The following is a 20,843-nucleotide window of genomic DNA, read 5'->3' as shown; positions in this document are numbered from 1 at the left end:
TATTTGAAGCATAAAATATTTAGACGTGATCTACATGGCGGCGCGGCCGGCAGGAGACGAAACGATGCGAGTGCTTTGTATTGGCGGCGGCCCGGCCGGACTGTACTTCGGCCTGCTGATGAAACTGCAGGACCCGGCCAACGAGGTCATCGTGGTCGAGCGCAACCGGCCGTACGATACCTTCGGCTGGGGTGTGGTGTTCTCCGACGCCACCATGGACAACCTGAAGGAAGCCGATCCGGTCAGCGCCGCCGAGATCAATGCCGCCTTCAATCACTGGGACGATATCGACATCCATATCGCCGGGCGCACCATCCGCTCCGGCGGCCATGGCTTTATCGGCATCGGCCGCAAGCGCCTGCTCAATATCCTGCAGGCCCGCTGCGAAGCGCTGGACGTAAAGCTGGTGTTCGAGACCGACGTCAGCGACGACCAGGCGCTGGCGATGCAATACCAGGCCGACCTGGTGATCGCCTCCGACGGCCTGAACAGCCGCATCCGCACCCGCTACGCGCAGACTTTCCAGCCCGACATCGACACACGCCAGTGCCGCTTTGTCTGGCTCGGCACGCACAAGCTGTTCGACGCCTTTACCTTTGCCTTTGAGAAGACCGAGCACGGCTGGTTCCAGGCGCATGCCTACCGTTTCGACGACAACACTTCGACCTTTATCGTCGAGGCGCCGGAACCCGTCTGGCGTGCGGCCGGCATCGAGGAGATGAGCCAGGACGAGGGCGTGGCCTATTGCGAGAAGCTGTTCGCACGCTATCTCGACGGTAACAAGCTAATCACCAATGCGGCGCACCTGCGCGGCTCGGCGATCTGGATCCGCTTCCCGCGCGTGATCTGCCGGCAGTGGGTGCACTGGAACACCTTGCCCGACGGCCGCCGCGTGCCGGTGGTGCTGATGGGCGATGCCGCGCATACCGCGCATTTCTCGATCGGCTCCGGTACCAAGCTGGCGCTGGAAGATGCAATCGACCTGGCGGAAGAAATCCGCGGCAGTGGCCACGACGGCCTGCCGGATGCGCTAGCGCGCTACGAAGCGACCCGCGGCGTGGAAGTGCTGAAGATCCAGAACGCCGCACGTAACTCGACCGAGTGGTTCGAGAACGTCGAGCGCTACGCGGGCAGCCTGCCGCCAGAGCAGTTCGCCTATTCGCTGCTGACCCGCTCGCAACGTATCTCGCACGAGAACCTGCGCGTGCGCGATGCTGGCTACGTGGCGCAGTTCGAGCACTGGCTTGCCCAGCAGGCCGGCGTGCCGCAGGAAAGCCTGAAGCTGCGCGAGCCCCAGCCGTTGCCGCCGATGTTCACGCCGTTCCGCCTGCGCGGCGTGACGCTGAAGAACCGCGTGGTGGTGTCGCCGATGGCGATGTACTCGTGTACCGACGGTGTGCCGGGTGATTTCCACCTGGTCCACCTGGGCTCGCGCGCGCTGGGCGGCGCCGGTATGGTGGTGGCGGAGATGACCTGCGTGTCGCCCGACGCGCGCATCACGCCGGGCTGCCCGGGTTTGTGGAACGATGAACAGCGCGACGCCTGGCGGCGCATCGTCGACTTCGTGCATGCCAACAGCGATGCGCGTATCGCCATGCAGATCGGCCACTCGGGCCGCAAGGGCTCGACGCAGCTCGGTTGGGAGGCGATGGACCATCCGCTGCCGGAGGGCAACTGGCCGGTAATCTCGGCATCGCCGCTGCCCTACCTGCCGGGCGAATCGCAGACGCCGCGCGAGATGGCGCGTGCCGACATGGATCGCGTGCGCGACGACTTCGTGGCCAGCGCACGGCGCGCCGCCGAAGCCGGCTTCGACTGGCTCGAGTTGCACTGTGCGCACGGCTACCTGCTGTCGAGCTTTATCTCGCCGCTGACCAATACCCGTGAAGACGAATACGGCGGCTCGCTGGCGGCGCGGTTGCGCTATCCGCTGGAAGTGTTCAAGGCGGTGCGTGCGGTGTGGCCTGAAGACAAGCCCATGTCGGTGCGCATCTCCGCGCACGACTGGGTCGAAGGCGGCATCACGCCCGACGATGCGGTGGAAATCGCGCGCGCCTTCAAGGCCGCCGGCGCCGACATGATCGACTGCTCGTCCGGACAGGTCAGCCCCGACCAGGCCCCGACCTACGGCCGCATGTACCAGACCCCGTTCGCCGACCGCATCCGCAACGAGGCCGGCATCGCCACCATCGCGGTGGGCGCGATCTTCGAGGCCGACCATGTCGACTCGATCGTCGCCGCCGGCCGAGCCGACCTGTGCGCGATCGCGCGCCCGCACCTGGCCAACCCGGCCTGGACGCTGCAGGAAGCGGCGCGGATCGGATACCGCGATATCGCCTGGCCCAAGCAATACCAGGCCGGCAAGCGCCAGCTGGAAACCAATCTCGAACGCGCGGCTGCGCAGGAGAAGCAGGGATGACAGGCAGCACAGCTTCACTGGCCGGGCGCCACGCGCTGGTCACCGGCGGCGGCCGCGGCATCGGCGCCGCGATCGCGCGGCGGCTGCTGGCCGATGGTGCCGGCGTCACGCTGCTGGGCCGCGATGCCGGCACGTTGCAGGCGACGGTGCAAACGCTGCGCGAGCATGCCCCCGCAGGCGCCGCCGTGTTCTTCGTCACCGCCGATATCGCCGATGCCGACAGCGTGGCACGTGCCTTCGCCGCGGCCGCGGAACAGGCGGGCCCGGTGTCGATGCTGGTCAACAACGCCGGCCAGGCGCACAGCGCCCCGTTCCTGAAGACCGACGCCGCGCTGTGGCAGCGCATGCTCGACGTCAACCTGACCGGCACCTTCCTGTGCACGCAGGCGGCGCTGCCGGCGATGCTCGACGCCGGCTGGGGCCGCATCGTCAACGTGGCGAGCACGGCGGGGCTGATCGGCTATGGCTACGTCAGCGCGTACTGCGCGGCCAAGCATGGCGTGATCGGCCTGACCCGCGCGCTGGCGCTGGAGACGGCGGCCAAGGGCGTCACCGTCAATGCGGTCTGCCCCGGCTATACCGAAACCGACATCGTGCGCGATGCGGTGGCCAATATCGTCGGCAAGACCGGCCGCACTGAAGAGCAGGCGCGCGCCGAACTGGCCGCGCGCAATCCGCAGCGCCGCCTGGTGCAGCCCGAGGAAGTGGCCGACGCCGTGGCCTGGTTGTGCCAGCCGTCCGCCGCAGCGATCACCGGGCAGGCGATCCCGGTGGCCGGCGGCGAGGTGATGGCCGGCTGACAACGACAGAACAAAGACCTGAGAGAGAACATGACAGAGATCGCACTCGACATGCGCCACCACAAGCGCAGCTTTGCCGGCTACCAGCCTGAACACTTCCTGTGGTCGGTGTCCGACGATGGCAAGGTCGGCACCATTACGCTGAACCGGCCGGAGCGCAAAAATCCGCTGACCTTCGACTCCTATGCCGAGCTGCGCGACCTGTTCCGCGCGCTGTGCTACGCCAGCGACATCAAGACGGTCGTTGTGACCGGCGCTGGTGGCAATTTCTGCTCGGGCGGCGACGTGCACGAGATCATCGGACCGCTGACGCAGATGACCATGCCGGAGCTGCTCGACTTCACGCGCATGACCGGCGACCTGGTCAAGGCGATGCGCGCCTGCCCGCAGCCGGTGATCAGCGCGGTCGACGGCATCTGTGCCGGAGCGGGCGCGATGATGGCGCTGGCGTCGGACATGCGCCTGGGCACGGCGCAGGCCAAGACCGCCTTCCTGTTCGTGCGCGTCGGCCTGGCCGGTGCCGACATGGGCGCGTGCTCGCTGCTGCCGCGCGTGATCGGGCAGGGGCGGGCCAGCGAGCTGCTCTACACCGGCCGCTCGATGAGCGCGGAGGAGGGCCTGCAGTGGGGCTTCTTCAACGCACTGCATCCGTCCGAAGCGGTGCTGGCACAGGCGCAGGCATTGGCCGCGCAACTTGCCGCCGGCCCGACCTTCGCCCACGGCGTGACCAAGAAGCTGCTCCACCAGGAATGGAATATGGGGCTGGACGAGGCCATCGAGGCCGAGGCCGAAGCCCAGGCCATCTGCATGCAGACGCGCGACTTCCGCCGCGCCTACGAGGCTTTCGTCGCCAAGTCGAAGCCTGTGTTTGAAGGCGACTGAGCCCCGGGGAACTGCGATGTCAGACAAGACCTATCTCGACCTGCCGCTGTTCGACGACACCCACCGCACGCTGGAGCGTGAGCTCGACGCCTGGTGCGCGCAGCATCTGCATGTCGACCACAGCGATACCGACGCCGCCTGCCGCGCACTGGTGCGCCAGCTCGGCGAAGCCGGCTGGTTGCGCTACTGCGTGCCGGCCGCGCACGGCGGCGCGCTGCCCGCGCTGGATTCGCGCTCGCTGTGCCTGCTGCGCGAAACGCTGGCGCGCCACGATGGCCTGGCCGACTTTGCCTTTGCGATGCAGGGGCTGGGCTCGGGCGCGATCTCGCTGGCCGGCAGCGATGCGGTCCGTGCGCGCTACCTGCCGCGCGTGGCGCGCGGCGAAGCGATCGCTGCCTTTGCGCTGTCCGAGCCGGATGCCGGTTCCGATGTTGCCGCGATGCAATGCGGCGCACGGCTGTCGGAAGACGGCAGCCACTATGTGATCGACGGCGCCAAGACCTGGATCTCCAACGGCGGCATCGCGGATTTCTACTGCGTGTTCGTGCGCACCGGCGAGGCGCCGGGCGCGCGCGGCATCTCCTCCTTCGTGGTCGATGCCGATACGCCGGGCCTGACCATCGCCGAGCGCATCGACGTGATCGCGCCGCACCCGCTCGCCACGTTGCGCTTCGACAACTGCCGCGTGCCGCTCGGCAACCTGCTGGGCGAAGCGGGACAGGGCTTCAAGGTGGCGATGATGACGCTCGATATCTTCCGCGCCTCGGTCGCGGCGGCAGCGCTGGGCTTCGGCCGCGCCGCGCTGGACGATGCGCTGGCGCGTGCCTGCGAGCGCCCGATGTTCGGCGGCGTGCTGGCCGACCTGCAGCTGACGCAGGCCGCCATCGGCGATATGGCCACGGCGATTGACTCGGCGGCGCTGCTGACATACCGCGCCGCATGGCTGCGCGACGTGAAGGGCCAGCGCACCACGCGCGAAGCCGCGATGGCCAAGATGGTGGCCACCGAGAACGCACAGCAGGTGATCGACCGCGCGGTGCAGATGTTCGGCGGGCTCGGCGTCAAGGTCGGCACGCGGGTGGAAAGCCTGTACCGCGAGATCCGCTCGCTGCGCATCTATGAAGGCGCCACCGAAGTACAGAAACTGATCATTGCGCGCGAGACGCTCGCCGGCCGCAAGGCCTGAGCCGGCAGCGCCGGCCACCCAGCGACCAAGAACTGCCGTATCGACACAGAGAGCAGACCGGAGACAAGTCATGGCGACCACAGCCCACCTCGATACTTTCGCCCGCGACCGCCTGCCGCCCCCGGACATGTGGCCGGTGTTCCGCTTCAATGCCGGCACCGACTACCCCGAGCGGATGAACAGCGCGGTGGAACTGGTCGACCGCCATGTGCGCGAAGGCCACGGCGAGCGCATCGCCATTCGCCACCGCCGCGACGGCAAGATCGAGACGGTCACCTACGCGCAGCTCGCGGCGTTGGTAAGCCGCATCGCCCATGTGTTGGTCGAAGACATGGGGCTGGTGCCGGGCAACCGCGTGCTGCTGCGCGGCCCCAACAACCTGATGATGGCCGCGAGCTGGCTCGCCACCATCAAGGCGGGGCTGATCGCCGTGCCGACCATGCCGCTGCTGCGTGCCAAGGAACTGAAGCAGATCATCGACAAGGCGCAAGTGAGCGCCGCACTGTGCGATGCGCGACTGCGCGAGGAACTCGACGCCAACCAGCAGGCGGGCGGCGAATTCCATTGTGCGAGCCTGGCGCGCGCGCTGTATTTCAACGGCGAAGGCGAGGGCTCGCTGGAAGCCGCGATGGCGGGCAAGCCGGATACCTTCGATGCCTGCGACACCGCCAGCGACGATATTTGCCTGATCGCCTTCACCAGCGGCACTACCGGCCAGCCCAAGGGCACCATGCACTTCCACCGCGACGTGCTGGCGATGTGCGACCTGTTCCCGCGCCACGTGCTACGCCCGCAGCCGGACGATATCTTCTGCGGCACGCCCCCGATCGCCTTTACCTTCGGGCTGGGCGGCATGCTGTGTTTCCCGCTGCGCATCGGCGCGAGCACCGTGCTGGCGGAGAAGCTGACGCCGGAAACGCTGCTCGAACTGATCCACGATTTCCGTGCCACCATCGTCTTCACCGCGCCGACCTTCTACCGCCAGATGGCCGCATTGGCACCGCGCTTCGACCTCAGCAGCCTGAAGAAGAGCGTGTCGGCCGGCGAGGCGCTGCCGGACGCCACGCGCCAGAGCTGGAAGGCGGCCACCGGCATCGAGATGACCGACGGCATCGGCGGCACGGAGATGATGCACATCTTTATTTCCAGCGCCGGCGCGGACGTGAAGCCCGGCGCGATCGGGCGCGTGGTGCCCGGTTATGTCGCGCAGATCGTCGACGAGGACATGCAGCCCTTGCCGCCCGGGCAGGTCGGCAAGCTGGCGGTGCAGGGACCCACCGGCTGCCGCTACCTGGACGACCCGCGCCAGGCCAACTACGTGAAGGCTGGCTGGAACCTGCCGGGCGACACCTTCGTCGTCGACGAGGACGGCTATTACTTCTACCAGGCACGCTCGGACGACATGATCATCTCGGCCGGCTATAACATCGCCGGCCCGGAAGTGGAAAGCGCGCTGATGCAGCACGAGGCGGTGGCCGAATGCGGCGTGGTCGGCGCGCCCGACGACGGGCGCGGCCAGGTGGTGATGGCATATGTGGTGCTGCGCGAAGGCGTGGCAGCGGACGACGCCACCCGCACCGCGCTGCAGGATTACGTCAAGCGCCAGATCGCGCCCTACAAGTACCCGCGCCGCATCGAGTTCGTGCCGGCGCTGCCCCGCACCGAGACCGGAAAGCTGCAGCGCTTCCGGCTGCGCCAGATGGCGGAGCAGGGCAACGGCGGCACTGGCGGTAACAGCAACGGCGCGGGGAAGCCATGAGCCACGTCTTCCGCAACACCGTGCTGGTGCGCTTCAAGCACTGCGACGCCGCGGGCATCGTGTTCTACCCGCGCTATTTCGAGATGCTCAACGACCTGATCGAAGACTGGTTCGGCGAGGCGCTGGGCTGGCCCTTCGATGCCATGCATGGCGAGGGCCGCGCCGGCGTGCCGACCGCCGAGCTGGAGTGCCGCTTCCTGGCGCCCAGCCGGCTGGGCGAGGTGCTGACGCGCGAGCTGCGCGTGCTGAAGCTGGGCCAGTCCAGCTTTACCCTCGCGATCCGCTTCGCCGGCCCGCATGACGATACCCGCATGGAAGTGACGCAGCGGCTGGTCTGCGTCGATACCGGCTCGATTGCTCCGCAGCCGTTGCCAGATGCCGTGCGCGAGGCCATGTCGGCCTACCTGGTCGATACGGCCTGAATCCAGGAATTCCATCCACTTATCCAGATATCAACAGGAAGAAGCACCATGAAGATCCTGCAACCGCCCGACTGGGCGCCCCCGCGTGGCTACGCCAACGGCACGCTGACCGAAATGCAGGTCGGCAGTCGCCTCGTCTTTGTCAGCGGCCAGATCGGCTGGAACGGCAAATGCGAGTTCGAGACCGACGACTTCGGCCTGCAGGTGGCGCAGGCGCTGCGCAACGTGGTCGACGTGCTGGCCGCAGGCGAGGCGCGCCCCGAACATATCGTGCGCATGACCTGGTATGTGAAGGACAAGGCAGAATACGTCGGCGCCTATGGGGCGATTGGCGAACATTACCGGGCCATCATCGGCCGGCACTTCCCGGCAATGACCGCGGTCGAGGTGTCCGACCTGGTCGAGCCGCGCGCCAAGGTGGAAATCGAGGTGACAGCCGTGGTGCCGCCGCAGGCTTAGTGTCGCCACCGATGCACGACACTCGGTGGCGACATACCGCCGAGTAGCATATCGGGCCGGGTGGCGACGACGCCCCCGGCGCGTGCAAGTCCTTGAAAACTTGAGAAATTGGGTGGCGCGGGATATAATTCGAAAGTTTCGCTTTCAGAACCCTTCACCCTAGCGCCTACCGCTTTCCACCTTCCGCCGCCCCCATCCGCGCCGCCTTTGCCCGCCACTTTTAATGTGACGCAAAGAGCATGGCGCGACCGGATCCGACCGCATCGGCGCAATGCCGCTGCCGCCGTCACGGATCCAGCCTGGGAGGCACGAGGCGTCGATTGGTCGGGCACGGGGTGAGTCCAGCAGGAGCCTACCCGTGTTACCGTCTTTTCCGTCCGCCATTCTCGCGCTAGCAGACGGCACGGTCTTTCGTGGCTATTCCATTGGCGCTTCCGGCCATACCATCGGCGAAGTGGTGTTCAACACCGCCATCACCGGTTACCAGGAAATCCTCACCGACCCGAGTTACTCCCGGCAGATCGTCACGCTGACGTATCCGCATATCGGTAACTACGGGGTCAATCCTGAGGATGTCGAAGCCACGAAAGTCCATGCCGCCGGCCTGATCATCAAGGATCTGCCGATCCTGGCCTCGAACTTCCGCAAGGAGCACACCCTCGCGCACTACCTGAAGCAGGAAAAGGTGGTGGCGATCGCTGGCATCGATACACGCAAGCTGACGCGTATCCTGCGCGAGAAGGGCGCCCAGAACGGCTGCATCCTGGCCGGCGAAGACAACGTCCAGAAGGCCATCGACCTGGCCCGCTCGTTCCCCGGCCTGGCCGGCATGGACCTGGCCAAGGTGGTTTCGGTCAAGGAACCGTACGAGTGGACCCAGTCCGAATGGAAGCTGGGCGAGGGCTACGGCAAGCAGGACAAGCCGCAGTTCCACGTGGTCGCCTATGACTATGGCGTCAAGTTCAACATCCTGCGCATGCTGGCCGAGCGCGGCTGCAAGGTGACGGTGCTGCCGGCACAGGCAAGCGCCGCCGACGCGCTGGCGCTGAATCCGGACGGCGTGTTCCTGTCCAACGGCCCCGGCGACCCTGAGCCGTGCGACTACGCCGTCGCCGCCACGCGCGAGTTCATCGAGCGCGGCATCCCGACCTTCGGCATCTGCCTGGGCCACCAGATCATGGCCCTGGCGGTCGGCGCCAAGACCCTGAAGATGAAATTCGGCCACCACGGCGCCAACCACCCGGTCAAGGACCTGGACGATGGCCGCGTGGTGATCACGTCGCAGAACCACGGTTTCGCGGTCGATGCCGACACGCTGCCGTCGAACGTGCGCGTGACGCACAAGTCGCTGTTCGACGGTTCGTTGCAGGGCTTCGCGCTGACCGACAAGCCGGCCTTCTGCTTCCAGGGCCACCCGGAAGCGTCGCCCGGCCCGAACGACGTGGCTTACCTGTTCGATCGCTTCATCAAGTTGATGACGGACGCGCGCAAGTAAGCGGACGCAAGAAGAACAGCGCAGACCTCACGGACATCCCATGAACGCCTTCATGCATACCGCCTTCGGCATCACCGATTTCTGGACCTATGTGCTGGGCACGATCTTCATCGTGCTGCTGCCGGGGCCGAACTCGATGTACGTGCTGTCGGTGGCGGCGCAGCGCGGCGTGCGCGCCGGCTACAAGGGCGCATGCGGGGTGTTCCTGGGCGACTTCGTGCTGATGGTGCTGTCGGCGGCGGGCGTGGCCTCGCTGCTTAAGGCCAGCCCGGCGCTGTTCTACGTGGTGAAGTACGTCGGCGCGGCCTACCTGGCGTGGATCGGCTTCAGCATGCTGCGCGGCGCGGTGCGCAACTGGGCCGCGCGCGGCGATGCGGCCGCCACCGCGCCGGTTAGCAAGGCCGACCAGTCCGACCCGTTCCGCAAGGCGTTGCTGATCAGCCTGCTGAACCCGAAGGCGATCCTGTTCTTCATCTCGTTCTTCATCCAGTTCGTCGACCCGGCCTTCGGCTACCCGGTGCTGTCGTTCTCCGTGCTGGGTCTGGTCGCCCAGTTCTGCAGCTTCGCCTACCTGACCACGATCATCTTCGTGGGCGCGAAGCTGGCCGACGCATTCCGGCGCCGCCGGCGCCTGTCGGCGGGCATGTCGAGCGGGGTGGGCGCAATGTTCATCGGCTTCGGCGCCAAGCTGGCGACGGCCACCGTGAACTAGGCGCAGCGGCGGACAAGCTGACATTTTCGAATCCGGACGGATTCCCTGATTACCGGCGCGGCCCGCATGCAAGCGGGCCGGCCAACAAAGAGAGCGTGCAATGCCAAAACGCACAGACATCAAGAGCATCCTGATCATCGGCGCGGGCCCCATCATCATCGGCCAGGCGTGCGAGTTCGACTATTCCGGCGCCCAGGCCTGCAAGGCGCTGCGCGAGGAAGGCTTCAAGGTCATCCTGGTCAACTCCAACCCGGCGACCATCATGACCGATCCCAACACGGCCGATGTGACCTACATCGAGCCGATCACCTGGGAAGTGGTCGAGCGCATCATCGAGAAGGAGCGCCCGGACGCGATCCTGCCGACCATGGGCGGCCAGACTGCGCTGAACTGCGCGCTGGACCTGCATCGCCACGGCGTGCTGGACAAGTACAAGGTCGAGCTGATCGGCGCGTCGCCGGAGGCCATCGACAAGGCCGAGGACCGCCAGAAGTTCAAGGACGCCATGACCAAGATCGGTCTGGGTTCGGCCAAGTCGGGTATCGCCCACTCGATGGACGAAGCCATGGCCGTGCAGTCGCGCATTGCCCAGGAAACCGGCAGCGGCGGCTACCCGATCGTGATCCGCCCGTCGTTCACGCTGGGCGGCAGCGGCGGCGGCATCGCCTACAACCGCGAAGAGTTTGAAGAGATCTGCAAGCGCGGCCTGGACCTGTCGCCGACGCGCGAGCTGCTGATCGAAGAGTCGCTGCTGGGCTGGAAAGAGTATGAGATGGAAGTGGTCCGCGACAAGAAGGACAACTGCATCATCATCTGCTCGATCGAGAACCTGGATCCGATGGGCATCCACACCGGCGACTCGATCACCGTAGCCCCGGCACAGACCCTGACCGACAAGGAATACCAGATCCTGCGCAACGCCTCGCTGGCCGTGCTGCGCGAGATCGGCGTGGACACCGGCGGCTCCAACGTGCAGTTCTCGATCAACCCGAAGGACGGTCGCATGATCGTCATCGAGATGAACCCGCGCGTGTCGCGTTCGTCGGCGCTGGCCTCCAAGGCCACCGGCTTCCCGATCGCCAAGGTCGCGGCCAAGCTGGCCGTGGGCTACACGCTGGACGAGCTGAAGAACGAGATCACCGGCGGCGCGACCCCGGCCTCGTTCGAGCCGTCGATCGACTACGTCGTCACCAAGGTGCCGCGTTTCGCCTTCGAGAAATTCCCGCAGGCCGACAGCCACCTGACCACCCAGATGAAGTCGGTGGGCGAGGTGATGGCCATGGGCCGCACCTTCCAGGAATCGTTCCAGAAGGCCCTGCGCGGCCTGGAAGTCGGCGTGGACGGCCTGGACGAGAAGTCCACCGACCGCGACGAGATCGTCGAGGAGATCGGCGAAGCCGGTCCGGACCGCATCTGGTACGTGGGCGACGCGTTCCGCCTGGGCATGTCGCTGGAAGAGGTCTATGCCGAGACCGACATCGACCCATGGTTCCTGGCCCAGATCGAAGACATCATCAAGACCGAAGGTCTGGTCAAGTCGCGCACGCTGGACAGCCTGTCGACGGCCGAGCTGCGTTTCCTGAAGCAGAAGGGCTTCTCCGATCGCCGCCTGGCCAAGCTGCTGAAGACCGACGCCAAGGCCGTGCGCGAGGCGCGCATCGCCCAGAACGTGCGCCCGGTCTACAAGCGCGTGGACACCTGCGCGGCCGAGTTCGCCACCAACACCGCCTACATGTACTCGACCTACGAGGCCGAGCATGGCGAGTGCGAGGCGCATCCGACCGACAAGAAGAAGATCATGGTGCTGGGCGGTGGCCCGAACCGGATCGGCCAGGGCATCGAGTTCGACTACTGCTGCGTGCATGCCGCGCTGGCGCTGCGCGAGGACGGGTACGAGACCATCATGGTCAACTGCAACCCGGAAACCGTGTCGACCGACTATGACACCTCGGACCGCCTGTACTTCGAGCCGCTGACGCTGGAAGACGTGCTGGAAATCGTCGACAAGGAAAAGCCGGTTGGCGTGATCGTTCAGTACGGCGGCCAGACCCCGCTGAAGCTGGCGCTGGACCTGGAAGCCAACGGCGTGCCCATCATCGGCACCAGCCCCGACATGATCGACGCGGCCGAAGACCGCGAGCGCTTCCAGAAGCTGCTGCAGGAGCTGGGCCTGCGCCAGCCGCCCAACCGTACCGCGCGTGCCGAGGACGAAGCGCTGCGCCTGGCCGAAGAGATCGGCTACCCGCTGGTGGTTCGCCCGTCGTACGTGCTGGGCGGCCGCGCGATGGAAATCGTGCACGAGCCGCGCGACCTCGAGCGCTATATGCGCGAGGCCGTCAAGGTGTCGAACGACTCCCCGGTGCTGCTGGACCGCTTCCTGAACGACGCCATCGAGTGCGACGTCGATGCCCTCTCCGACGGCAAGCGCGTATTCATCGGCGGCGTGATGGAGCACATCGAGCAGGCTGGCGTGCACTCGGGCGATTCCGCGTGCTCGCTGCCGCCGTACTCGCTGTCGGCCGAGACCGTGGCTGAACTGAAGCGCCAGACTGCCGCGATGGCCAAGGCCCTGAACGTGGTCGGCCTGATGAACGTGCAGTTCGCGATCCAGCAGAACAACGGCGTCGATACCGTCTACGTGCTGGAAGTGAACCCGCGCGCCTCGCGTACCGTGCCGTACGTGTCCAAGGCCACCGGCCTGTCGCTGGCCAAGATCGCCGCGCGCTGCATGGCCGGCCAGTCGCTGGACGACCAGGGCATCGGCGAAGAGGTCATCCCGCCGTACTACAGCGTCAAGGAAGCGGTGTTCCCGTTCAACAAGTTCCCTGGCGTCGACCCGGTGCTCGGGCCTGAAATGCGTTCGACCGGCGAGGTGATGGGCGTGGGCAAGGCGTTCGGCGAAGCACTGTTCAAGAGCCAGCTGGCCGCGGGTTCGCGCCTGCCGGAGAAGGGCACCGTGCTGATCACCGTGAAGGACAGCGACAAGCCGCGCGCCGTCGGCGTGGCCCGCATGCTGCACGACATGGGCTACCCGATTGTCGCCACCCGCGGCACCGCGTCGGCCATCGAGGCCGCCGGTATCCCGGTAAAGACGGTCAACAAGGTCAAGGACGGCCGTCCGCATATCGTGGACATGATCAAGAACGGCGAACTGGCGCTGGTGTTCACCACGGTGGACGAAACCCGCACCGCAATCGCCGATTCGCGCTCGATCCGTACCTCGGCGCTGGCCAATCGCGTGCCGTACTACACCACCATCGCCGGTGCCCGCGCCGCGGTGGAGGGGCTGAAACATATGCAAAGCCTGGAGGTCTATGACCTGCAGGGGCTGCACGCCTCGCTGGCCTGAGGATTATCCAGGTAAGGCAGGCGGCACATCGCCACCGATCGGGCGCTTGCGCCCGGTCAGATGCCCGGAAGCCCGCCGGAGTTGATGCCGGCGGGCTTCTTGGCCTAAACTACGTCAAATTCGTCGATCGAACCGGCGTGCCCGCGTTCGATCCTGTCTGAAAGCCGCGGTTGAGCGGAAGTGCCCTGGCAGCATTGCCGGGGATGGCTCCAGCTCCGCTGCGGCTCATTTTTTTGTTGAACGAGACATGAGCACCATTCCGATTACCAAGCGTGGCGCCGAGCTCCTGAAGGAAGAGCTCCAGCGCCTCAAGGCTGTCGAGCGTCCGGCGGTGATCAATGCCATTTCGGAAGCCCGCGCCCAGGGCGATCTCTCGGAAAATGCCGAGTACGACGCCGCCAAGGAAAAGCAGGCCTTTATCGAGGGTCGCATTCTGGAAGTGGAGTCGAAGCTCTCCGCTGCGCAGGTCATCGACCCGACCCAGCTCGACACCGACGGCCGCATCGTCTTTGGCGCCACCGTTGACCTGGAAGACCTCGAGTCGGGCAGGCCCGTCAGCTACCAGATCGTGGGCGATGACGAGGCCGACCTCGACACCGGCAAGATCTCGGTCAGCTCGCCGATCGCGCGTGCGCTGATCGGCAAGTTCGAAGGCGACGTCGCGACCGTGCTGGCCCCTGGCGGCGAGCGCGAGTACGAAGTCATTACTGTCCGCTATATCTGACGCCGGTCCGGCCGGCTCGCTTCGCGCTTGCCCGGCCACCGGAAAGACCGGCTTGTGTTCTCATCTTCCTATAACAGCCTGCCACCGCTGCCGCACCGCATCTTTTTGCTGCTGACGGTGGTATGGGCGGGCAGCCTCTGGACGGTCGGCTACATGGTGGCGCCGACACTGTTTTCCGTGCTGCCCAGCCGCGAGATGGCGGGCATGATCGCCGGTCACCTGTTTCATACCGAGGCCATCGTCGGCGTCACCATCGGCGTGCTGCAGCTGGTGCTGTGCAACGTGATGATCCGGCGCGGCGCCAATCGCTACCGCGCGCTGCGCTGGCTGGTGCTGGGCATGCTGTGCTGCGTGCTGGTCGGCTACTTCGGCACCCAGCCGTTCATGGGCAGCCTGAAGGAAAAGGCGCTGGCGCTGGGCGTCGGGGTCTCGGAATCGCCTTACAAGGCGCAATTCGGCATGCTGCACGGCGTATCGAGCGCCTTCTACCTGGTGCAGAGCCTGCTGGCGCTGGTGCTGGTGTGGCGCGCTTCGGCGCCGCGTTCGGCCGGGGAGTGAGCCCGGCTTTCCCGGCGGTGCCACGGTGGTGGCGCGCCGGAGTCAGGGCCGCCGGGCGGCGGACCTGTCCTGCACAGGCTGCCGGGGTGATTACCCCAGTGCCTTCTTCTTCTGGCTGGTCGGGCGTGCGCGCGAACGCTTCACATTGCCGCCGGCGGTAACGCGCTCATTGCCGAGCACCGTCACTTCCTTGCGGGTCGGGCGGCGGTTCGGCGCGGCGCTGGGCTTCTTGACCGTAACCGTGCGCGGGGCGGCGCCACCGCGGCGGACTGGCGCATGCCGGCCCAGGTCTTCCGGCTGGTTTTCCTTCAGGCGCGCTTCGCCCGGACGCCAGATCACCAGCAGCTTGCCGATATGCTGGATCGGCGCGGCGCTCAGCGCGTCGCAGATCTCTTCGTAGATGGCGACGCGGGCTTCGCGGTCATCGCCGAACACGCGGATCTTGATCAGGTCATGGGCAGCCAGGCTGCGGTCGATCTCGGCGAGCACGTTGCGGGTCAGGCCTTCAGCGCCGATCATCACGACCGGGTTCAGGGCATGGGCACGGGAGCGCAGGTCGGAGCGCTGGGCAGGGACGAGTTGTAGAGCGGGCATAGGTTGGCGCTGAATTATTAGGCGCTTTAAATAGGGATAGAGCGCTGAGGCGCTGGGAAATCTGGCGCTGCAGCCCACGCCGGCAATCATGGACACGGCGGCCGGGCAAGGGCAGGCTTCCGACGACCGCCCGGGGCGGCAAACCGGCGGGGCCCATGGGGTTCGCCGGCGGTCGGGATGCGGATTGGCGCGTATTATCCGTCAATCCGGCACTGTCGGGCGGCAAAATCATCAAAACAGTAGAAAATCCTTCGGCGCGCGGCGTTGGCAGGCAACGGGGGCGGGGAACAGGCAGGTAACAGGGCTGGTATTAGGCATGGCAAAAAACAAGTTTAACCATTCGTGGCTGCACGACCACATCAACGATCCGTATGTGAAGATGGCGCAGCGGGAGGGGTATCGCGCCCGCGCGGCGTACAAGCTCAAGGAGATCGACGAGCAGGACAAGCTGATCCGTCCGGGCCAGGTGATCGTCGACCTGGGCGCGGCGCCTGGCAGCTGGAGCCAGTACGCCCGCAACAAGCTGGCGGCGTCGCCGCGGGCCAGGGACGGCAAGATCGACGGCGCCGTGGTCGCGATCGACCTGCTGCCGATGGAGGCTGTCGCCGACGTCACTTTTATCCAGGGCGATTTCCGTGAGGAAGCGGTATTCCGCCAGCTCGAAAGTGTGGTGCTGGACGCCTCCGGCGGCGACAAGATCGACCTTGTATTGTCCGACATGGCCCCCAACTTGTCGGGTGTGGCTTCCGCGGATTCGGCCCGGATCGAGTACCTGTGCGACCTCGCGCTGGAATTTGCGCAGGCCCATCTGAAGCCGGAGGGGGCATTACTGGTAAAGTGTTTCCACGGGAGCGGCTACAGCCAGATCGTGGAGAAGTTCAAACGGCAGTTCAAACTGGTCGCGAAACGCAAGCCCAAGGCGTCGCGAGACAAGTCTTCCGAGACCTTTATCCTTGGGCGTTACCTCAAGACGGTGGATTGACCGATTCCGACCCCGATCCAGGCCAGGGCGAAAAAAGAAGGGGAAAGTGCCCCACCCGCTGCTATTGGCGTCATAGTTTCGCTGTTTCCCCCCGAGGGCGGGCGCTGCATTACAATGCAGCTATCCGTTGGCAAGGCAATTGCAAAGGAGTTCGGCCTTGAATAACAACCTGTTTCAAAAGGCGGCAATCTGGCTCGTGATCGCGCTGGTTTTGTTTACCGTCTTCAAGCAGTTCGACAAGCCCCGTGCGCAGGACAGCGTCACCTATTCGCAGTTCATGGATGACGCCAAGAACGGCAAGGTGTCGCGTGTCGACGTGCAGGGCCGCAACCTGGTGGTCTCGCCTAAGGAAGGCGCCAAGTACACCATCATCTCGCCGGGCGACATCTGGATGGTCGGCGACCTGATGAAGTACGGCGTCCAGGTGACCGGCAAGGCGGACGACGAACCTAACGTGTTGGTCCAGGCCCTGTATTACCTTGGGCCGACCCTGCTGATCATCGTGTTCTGGTTCTACATGATGCGCCAGATGCAGGGCGGCGGGAAAGGCGGCGCCTTCTCATTTGGCAAGTCGCGTGCGCGCCTGATCGATGAGAACCAGAACGCCGTCACGTTCCAGGACGTGGCCGGCTGCGACGAGTCCAAGGAAGAAGTGGTCGAACTGGTCGACTTCCTGAAGGACCCGCAGAAGTTCCAGAAGCTGGGCGGCCGTATCCCGCGCGGCGTGCTGCTGGTCGGCCCTCCGGGTACCGGCAAGACGCTGCTGGCGCGCGCCATCGCCGGCGAGGCCAAGGTGCCGTTCTTCAGTATCTCGGGTTCCGACTTCGTGGAAATGTTCGTTGGCGTGGGCGCGGCCCGCGTGCGCGACATGTTCGAGAACGCCAAGAAGCAGGCCCCTTGCATCGTGTTCATCGATGAAATCGACGCGGTCGGCCGCCATCGTGGCGCCGGCATGGGCGGCGGCAACGACGAGCGCGAGCAGACCTTGAACCAGATGCTGGTCGAGATGGACGGCTTCGAGGCCAACTCGGGCGTGATCGTGATCGCCGCGACCAACCGTGCCGACGTGCTGGACAAGGCGCTGCTGCGTCCGGGCCGCTTCGACCGCCAGGTCTACGTGGGCCTGCCGGATATCCGCGGCCGCGAGCAGATCCTGAAGGTCCATATGCGCAAGGTGCCGATCGGCAACGATGTCGACGCCTCGATCATCGCGCGCGGCACCCCGGGCTTCTCGGGCGCCGATCTGGCCAACCTGGTCAACGAGGCCGCGCTGTTTGCCGCCCGCCGGAGCAAGCGCGTGGTCGACATGCAGGACTTCGAGGATGCCAAGGACAAGATCTACATGGGTCCGGAGCGCAAGTCGACGGTCATGCGCGAAGAAGAGCGCCGGGCCACGGCTTACCACGAGTCGGGCCATGCGGTGGTGGCCAAGCTGCTGCCCAAGGCTGACCCGGTGCACAAGGTCACCATCATGCCGCGTGGCTGGGCGCTGGGCGTGACCTGGCAGCTGCCGGAGCATGACAAGTATTCGAAGTACAAGGACAGCATGCTGGAAGAGGTCGCCATCCTCTTCGGCGGCCGCGCGGCGGAAGAGGTCTTCCTCAACGCCATGAGCACCGGCGCTTCCAACGACTTCGAACGTGCCACCAAGATCGCCCGCGATATGGTGACCCGCTTCGGCATGAGCGACTCGCTTGGCGCCATGGTCTACGTGGACACCGAGCAGGACGGCATGTTCGGCAAGCTGTCGTCGAAGACCGTATCGGAAGCCACGCAGCAGAAGGTCGACGCTGAGATCCGCCGCATCATCGACGAGCAATATGCGCTGGCCAAGCGCCTGCTCGAAGAGAACCGCGACAAGGTCGAGGCCATGACCAACGCGCTGATGGAATGGGAAACCATTGATGCCGACCAGGTGAACGACATCATGGCCGGCAAGCCGCCGCGTCCGCCGCGCAGCGCGTCGGGCCAGAACGGCGGCGGCAGCACGCCTCCGGGCGGCTCGCCGGTGGCGCCGACCAACGCGCCTGCCACGGCCTGATCCCGCGATTTCGTCGGCCTGACGACGTAATGGTGGTAGCTGTGTAGTGGCTGTACCCGAAGCCGGTGCCTGGTGCACCGGCTTTTCTTTTTGCGCGACGGGTTCGCGCACAGACTTTCCTCAAGTATTCTGACCTTGCAGCAGACTTCTCAGACCCGGTACTTTCAGTGCGGACGCTTTCGCTTTGCGCTGGACCAGCGCCCGCTGGTGATGGGCATCCTCAACGTTACGCCCGATTCGTTCTCCGACGGCGGCCAGCACACCAGCCGCGATGCGGCGCTGCGCCATGCCGAGCAGATGATCGCGGAGGGCGTGGACATCATTGATATCGGTGGCGAGTCCAGCCGCCCGGGCTCGGCCGCGCTGCCGCTGGAAGACGAGCTGGCCCGCGTGATCCCGGTGGTCGAAGCGCTGCGCGACTGCGGCAAGCCGCTGTCGATCGACACCTACAAGCCCGAGGTCATGCGCGCCGCGCTTGCGGCCGGAGCCGATCTCATCAACGATATCTGGGGTTTTCGCATGCCGGGCGCGGTCGAGGCGCTGGCGGCGCCGGAAGCCGGCCAGGCCGGCCTGTGCGTGATGCACATGCAGCGCGACCCGCAGACCATGCAGGAAGACCCGCACTACGACGACGTGGTCGCCGAGGTGGCCGAGTTCCTGGCCGAACGCATCGCCGCGCTGCGCGCTGCCGGTATCGACGACGCCCGACTATCCCTCGATCCGGGGTTTGGCTTCGGCAAGACGCCCGATCATAATCTGCGCCTGCTGGGGCAACTGCCGCGGCTGGCGCTGGAGGGCCTGCCGGTGCTGGCGGGCATCTCGCGCAAATCCACGCTAGGTGCGATCCTCGGCGGGCGCGCGCCGCAACAACGGATCGCTGCCAGCATTGCCGCGGCGGTGTGTGCGGTAGAGCGCGGAGCATTTATCGTACGGGTGCATGATGTCGGGCAGACGGTGGATGCCGTGAAGACCTGGTGGGCGGTGCGCAACGAAGCCGTCGGTGGGGTCTGAGGCGCATCGCCGGAAAAGTGCAGGACAGAGCGCCAGAGAGCGCCTGACGGAGCAACGAACAGAGAACGGAAAGGGAATCAGCGAATGACACGCAAGTACTTCGGGACGGATGGCATACGGGGCAGGGTTGGCGAGGCGCCGATCACGCCGGATTTCGTGATGCGCCTGGGCCATGCCGCCGGCAAGGTGCTGGCCCACGGGGCCAGGACCGGGCAGGGTCGCCCGACCGTGCTGATCGGCAAGGACACGCGCATTTCCGGTTACATGCTGGAAGCCGCGCTGGAAGCCGGCTTCACCTCGGCCGGCGTGCACGTGCTGCTGACCGGGCCGCTGCCCACCCCCGGCATCGCCTACCTGACGCGCGCGCTGCGGCTGTCGGCCGGGGTGGTGATCTCGGCCAGCCACAACCCGTACTACGACAACGGCATCAAGTTCTTCTCCGCCGATGGCGACAAGCTGCCCGATGAGGTAGAGGCCGAAATCGAGGCCGCCATGGAGGAGTCGATGGTATGCGCGCCTTCCGAGGAACTGGGCCGCGCGCGCCGCATCAACGATGCCCCCGGCCGCTATATCGAATTCTGCAAGAGCACGTTCCCGCATGAGCAGGACCTGCACGGGCTCAAGCTGGTGGTCGATTGTGCCCACGGCGCGGCCTACCACATCGCCCCGCATGTGTTCCATGAACTGGGCGCCGACGTCGTTTCCATCGGCAACCAGCCGGACGGCCGCAATATCAACGACGGCTACGGTGCCACCGCGCCGGCCAAGCTGATCGAGGCGGTCAGGGCCAATGGCGCGGACCTGGGCCTGGCCTTCGACGGCGACGCCGACCGGCTACAGGTGGTGGACGCGAGCGGACGCCTCTACAACGGCGATGAACTGCTGTACCTGATCGTGCGCGACCGCCAGGCCGTTGGCCAGTCGGTGCCGGGTGCCGTCGGCACGCTGATGACCAATATGGCGGTGGAGCTGGCGCTCAAGCGCCAGGGTGTCGAGTTCGTGCGCGCCAAGGTGGGCGACCGTTATGTGCTGGAAGAGCTGAACAAGCGCAAGTGGACGCTGGGCGGCGAAGGCTCCGGCCACCTGCTGTGCCTGGACCGGCACAGCACCGGCGACGGCATCGTGTCGGCGCTCCAGGTGCTGGCGGCGCTGCGCCGCAGCGGCAAGACGCTGGCGCAGCTGCTGGAAGGCGTGGACTTGTTCCCGCAGACGCTGATCAACGTGCGTGTGCAGAAGGGCTTCGACTGGCAGTCGCATGCCGGCCTGCAGGCCGCGCGCGCAACCATCGAGCCGCAGCTGGAAGGTCGCGGCCGGGTGCTGATCCGCGCTTCGGGTACGGAGCCGGTGGTGCGCGTGATGGTCGAGGCCGAACAGGCCGAGATGGCCGAGCGCGCAGCCAAAACCCTGGCAGACGCGCTGGGCGCCTGATACGCCTCACCCTCACGAAGAA

At 66.1% G+C, this 20,843-nt stretch carries 17 protein-coding genes; 16 read left to right on the top strand and 1 reads right to left on the bottom strand.

The annotated features are described in order from the left end of the window. Positions 1-64: 64 nt before the first annotated feature. From ABNX08_RS14690 to ABNX08_RS14635, 12 genes are all read left to right on the top strand, one after another. Entirely contained in the window at positions 65-2,419 is a 2,355-nt protein-coding gene (locus ABNX08_RS14690) for a bifunctional salicylyl-CoA 5-hydroxylase/oxidoreductase (protein ID WP_022535835.1), read from the top strand. Further along, positions 2,416-3,219 (top strand): SDR family NAD(P)-dependent oxidoreductase, encoded by an 804-nt coding sequence (locus ABNX08_RS14685; RefSeq protein WP_022535834.1) that lies wholly within the window; start codon positions 2,416-2,418, stop codon positions 3,217-3,219. The genes ABNX08_RS14690 and ABNX08_RS14685 overlap by 4 nt, the downstream gene beginning before the upstream one ends. Before the next feature lie 30 nt (positions 3,220-3,249). Further along, a complete protein-coding gene (locus ABNX08_RS14680) occupies positions 3,250-4,101 on the top strand; it encodes an enoyl-CoA hydratase family protein (RefSeq protein WP_022535833.1) in 852 nt (283 codons plus the stop codon). A gap of 16 nt (positions 4,102-4,117) precedes the next feature. Beyond that, a complete protein-coding gene (locus tag ABNX08_RS14675) occupies positions 4,118-5,287 on the top strand; it encodes an acyl-CoA dehydrogenase family protein (RefSeq protein WP_022535832.1) in 1,170 nt (389 codons plus the stop codon). A gap of 70 nt (positions 5,288-5,357) precedes the next feature. Next, positions 5,358-7,046 carry an AMP-binding protein gene (locus tag ABNX08_RS14670; RefSeq protein WP_022535831.1) on the top strand — a complete coding sequence of 563 codons (1,689 nt, stop codon included), beginning with the start codon at positions 5,358-5,360 and terminating at the stop codon, positions 7,044-7,046. Further along, the gene (locus ABNX08_RS14665) at positions 7,043-7,468 is read left to right on the top strand and encodes a thioesterase family protein (RefSeq protein ID WP_022535830.1); all 426 of its coding nucleotides are present in this window, start codon (positions 7,043-7,045) and stop codon (positions 7,466-7,468) included. The genes ABNX08_RS14670 and ABNX08_RS14665 overlap by 4 nt, the downstream gene beginning before the upstream one ends. 48 nt (positions 7,469-7,516) lie before the next feature. Then, on the top strand, positions 7,517-7,927 hold the full coding sequence (locus tag ABNX08_RS14660; RefSeq protein ID WP_022535829.1) for a RidA family protein: 411 nt from the start codon (positions 7,517-7,519) through the stop codon (positions 7,925-7,927). 358 nt (positions 7,928-8,285) lie between these two features. After that, positions 8,286-9,422 carry a glutamine-hydrolyzing carbamoyl-phosphate synthase small subunit gene (carA, locus tag ABNX08_RS14655; RefSeq protein WP_022535828.1) on the top strand — a complete coding sequence of 379 codons (1,137 nt, stop codon included), beginning with the start codon at positions 8,286-8,288 and terminating at the stop codon, positions 9,420-9,422. Positions 9,423-9,462: 40 nt separating this feature from the next. Further along, entirely contained in the window at positions 9,463-10,134 is a 672-nt protein-coding gene (gene leuE, locus ABNX08_RS14650) for a leucine efflux protein LeuE (RefSeq protein ID WP_022535827.1), read from the top strand. 100 nt (positions 10,135-10,234) lie between these two features. Then, positions 10,235-13,483, top strand: a complete 3,249-nt coding sequence (gene carB, locus ABNX08_RS14645) for a carbamoyl-phosphate synthase large subunit (protein WP_022535826.1) — start codon at positions 10,235-10,237, stop codon at positions 13,481-13,483. Positions 13,484-13,730: 247 nt separating this feature from the next. Then, on the top strand, positions 13,731-14,207 hold the full coding sequence (gene greA, locus ABNX08_RS14640; RefSeq protein ID WP_022535825.1) for a transcription elongation factor GreA: 477 nt from the start codon (positions 13,731-13,733) through the stop codon (positions 14,205-14,207). A gap of 54 nt (positions 14,208-14,261) precedes the next feature. Then, positions 14,262-14,765 (top strand): DUF4149 domain-containing protein, encoded by a 504-nt coding sequence (locus tag ABNX08_RS14635; RefSeq protein ID WP_022535824.1) that lies wholly within the window; start codon positions 14,262-14,264, stop codon positions 14,763-14,765. A gap of 90 nt (positions 14,766-14,855) precedes the next feature. On the opposite strand, the gene ABNX08_RS14630 is transcribed toward ABNX08_RS14635, so the two are convergent. Beyond that, positions 14,856-15,359, bottom strand: a complete 504-nt coding sequence (locus tag ABNX08_RS14630) for a YhbY family RNA-binding protein (protein WP_022535823.1) — start codon at positions 15,357-15,359, stop codon at positions 14,856-14,858. A gap of 316 nt (positions 15,360-15,675) precedes the next feature. Between ABNX08_RS14630 and ABNX08_RS14625 the strand changes: the two genes are divergently transcribed. The 4 genes from ABNX08_RS14625 (at position 15,676) to glmM (ending at position 20,821) form a co-directional block, all read left to right on the top strand. Further along, positions 15,676-16,341, top strand: coding sequence for an RlmE family RNA methyltransferase (locus ABNX08_RS14625; protein WP_022535822.1), 666 nt, complete (start codon positions 15,676-15,678; stop codon positions 16,339-16,341). A gap of 157 nt (positions 16,342-16,498) precedes the next feature. After that, on the top strand, positions 16,499-18,382 hold the full coding sequence (gene ftsH, locus ABNX08_RS14620; protein WP_022535821.1) for an ATP-dependent zinc metalloprotease FtsH: 1,884 nt from the start codon (positions 16,499-16,501) through the stop codon (positions 18,380-18,382). A gap of 135 nt (positions 18,383-18,517) precedes the next feature. Beyond that, positions 18,518-19,393, top strand: a complete 876-nt coding sequence (folP, locus tag ABNX08_RS14615) for a dihydropteroate synthase (protein WP_041681099.1) — start codon at positions 18,518-18,520, stop codon at positions 19,391-19,393. Between the two features lie 84 nt (positions 19,394-19,477). After that, positions 19,478-20,821, top strand: a complete 1,344-nt coding sequence (gene glmM / locus ABNX08_RS14610) for a phosphoglucosamine mutase (RefSeq protein WP_022535819.1) — start codon at positions 19,478-19,480, stop codon at positions 20,819-20,821. The last annotated feature ends 22 nt before the right edge of the window (positions 20,822-20,843 follow it).

It is taken from the genome of Cupriavidus sp. DF5525, assembly GCF_040149425.2.
Taxonomy (GTDB): domain Bacteria; phylum Pseudomonadota; class Gammaproteobacteria; order Burkholderiales; family Burkholderiaceae; genus Cupriavidus; species Cupriavidus pickettii_A.
The sequence above is the reverse complement of the archived record's forward strand: the minus strand, read 5'-3'. Positions and strand labels throughout refer to the sequence as shown.

What these genes read in the sequence shown, in the direction of transcription:
- carB (WP_022535826.1), top strand. Translation starts at nt 10,235, where the DNA reads ATGCCAAAACGCACAGACATCAAGAGCATCCTGATCATCGGCGCGGGC.
- glmM (WP_022535819.1), top strand. Translation starts at nt 19,478, where the DNA reads ATGACACGCAAGTACTTCGGGACGGATGGCATACGGGGCAGGGTTGGC.
- ABNX08_RS14670 (WP_022535831.1), top strand. Translation starts at nt 5,358, where the DNA reads ATGGCGACCACAGCCCACCTCGATACTTTCGCCCGCGACCGCCTGCCG.
- ABNX08_RS14680 (WP_022535833.1), top strand. Translation starts at nt 3,250, where the DNA reads ATGACAGAGATCGCACTCGACATGCGCCACCACAAGCGCAGCTTTGCC.
- leuE (WP_022535827.1), top strand. Translation starts at nt 9,463, where the DNA reads ATGAACGCCTTCATGCATACCGCCTTCGGCATCACCGATTTCTGGACC.
- ABNX08_RS14630 (WP_022535823.1), bottom strand. Translation starts at nt 15,359, where the DNA reads ATGCCCGCTCTACAACTCGTCCCTGCCCAGCGCTCCGACCTGCGCTCC.
- ABNX08_RS14685 (WP_022535834.1), top strand. Translation starts at nt 2,416, where the DNA reads ATGACAGGCAGCACAGCTTCACTGGCCGGGCGCCACGCGCTGGTCACC.
- ABNX08_RS14665 (WP_022535830.1), top strand. Translation starts at nt 7,043, where the DNA reads ATGAGCCACGTCTTCCGCAACACCGTGCTGGTGCGCTTCAAGCACTGC.
- ABNX08_RS14660 (WP_022535829.1), top strand. Translation starts at nt 7,517, where the DNA reads ATGAAGATCCTGCAACCGCCCGACTGGGCGCCCCCGCGTGGCTACGCC.
- ABNX08_RS14690 (WP_022535835.1), top strand. Translation starts at nt 65, where the DNA reads ATGCGAGTGCTTTGTATTGGCGGCGGCCCGGCCGGACTGTACTTCGGC.
- ABNX08_RS14625 (WP_022535822.1), top strand. Translation starts at nt 15,676, where the DNA reads ATGGCAAAAAACAAGTTTAACCATTCGTGGCTGCACGACCACATCAAC.
- greA (WP_022535825.1), top strand. Translation starts at nt 13,731, where the DNA reads ATGAGCACCATTCCGATTACCAAGCGTGGCGCCGAGCTCCTGAAGGAA.
- ABNX08_RS14675 (WP_022535832.1), top strand. Translation starts at nt 4,118, where the DNA reads ATGTCAGACAAGACCTATCTCGACCTGCCGCTGTTCGACGACACCCAC.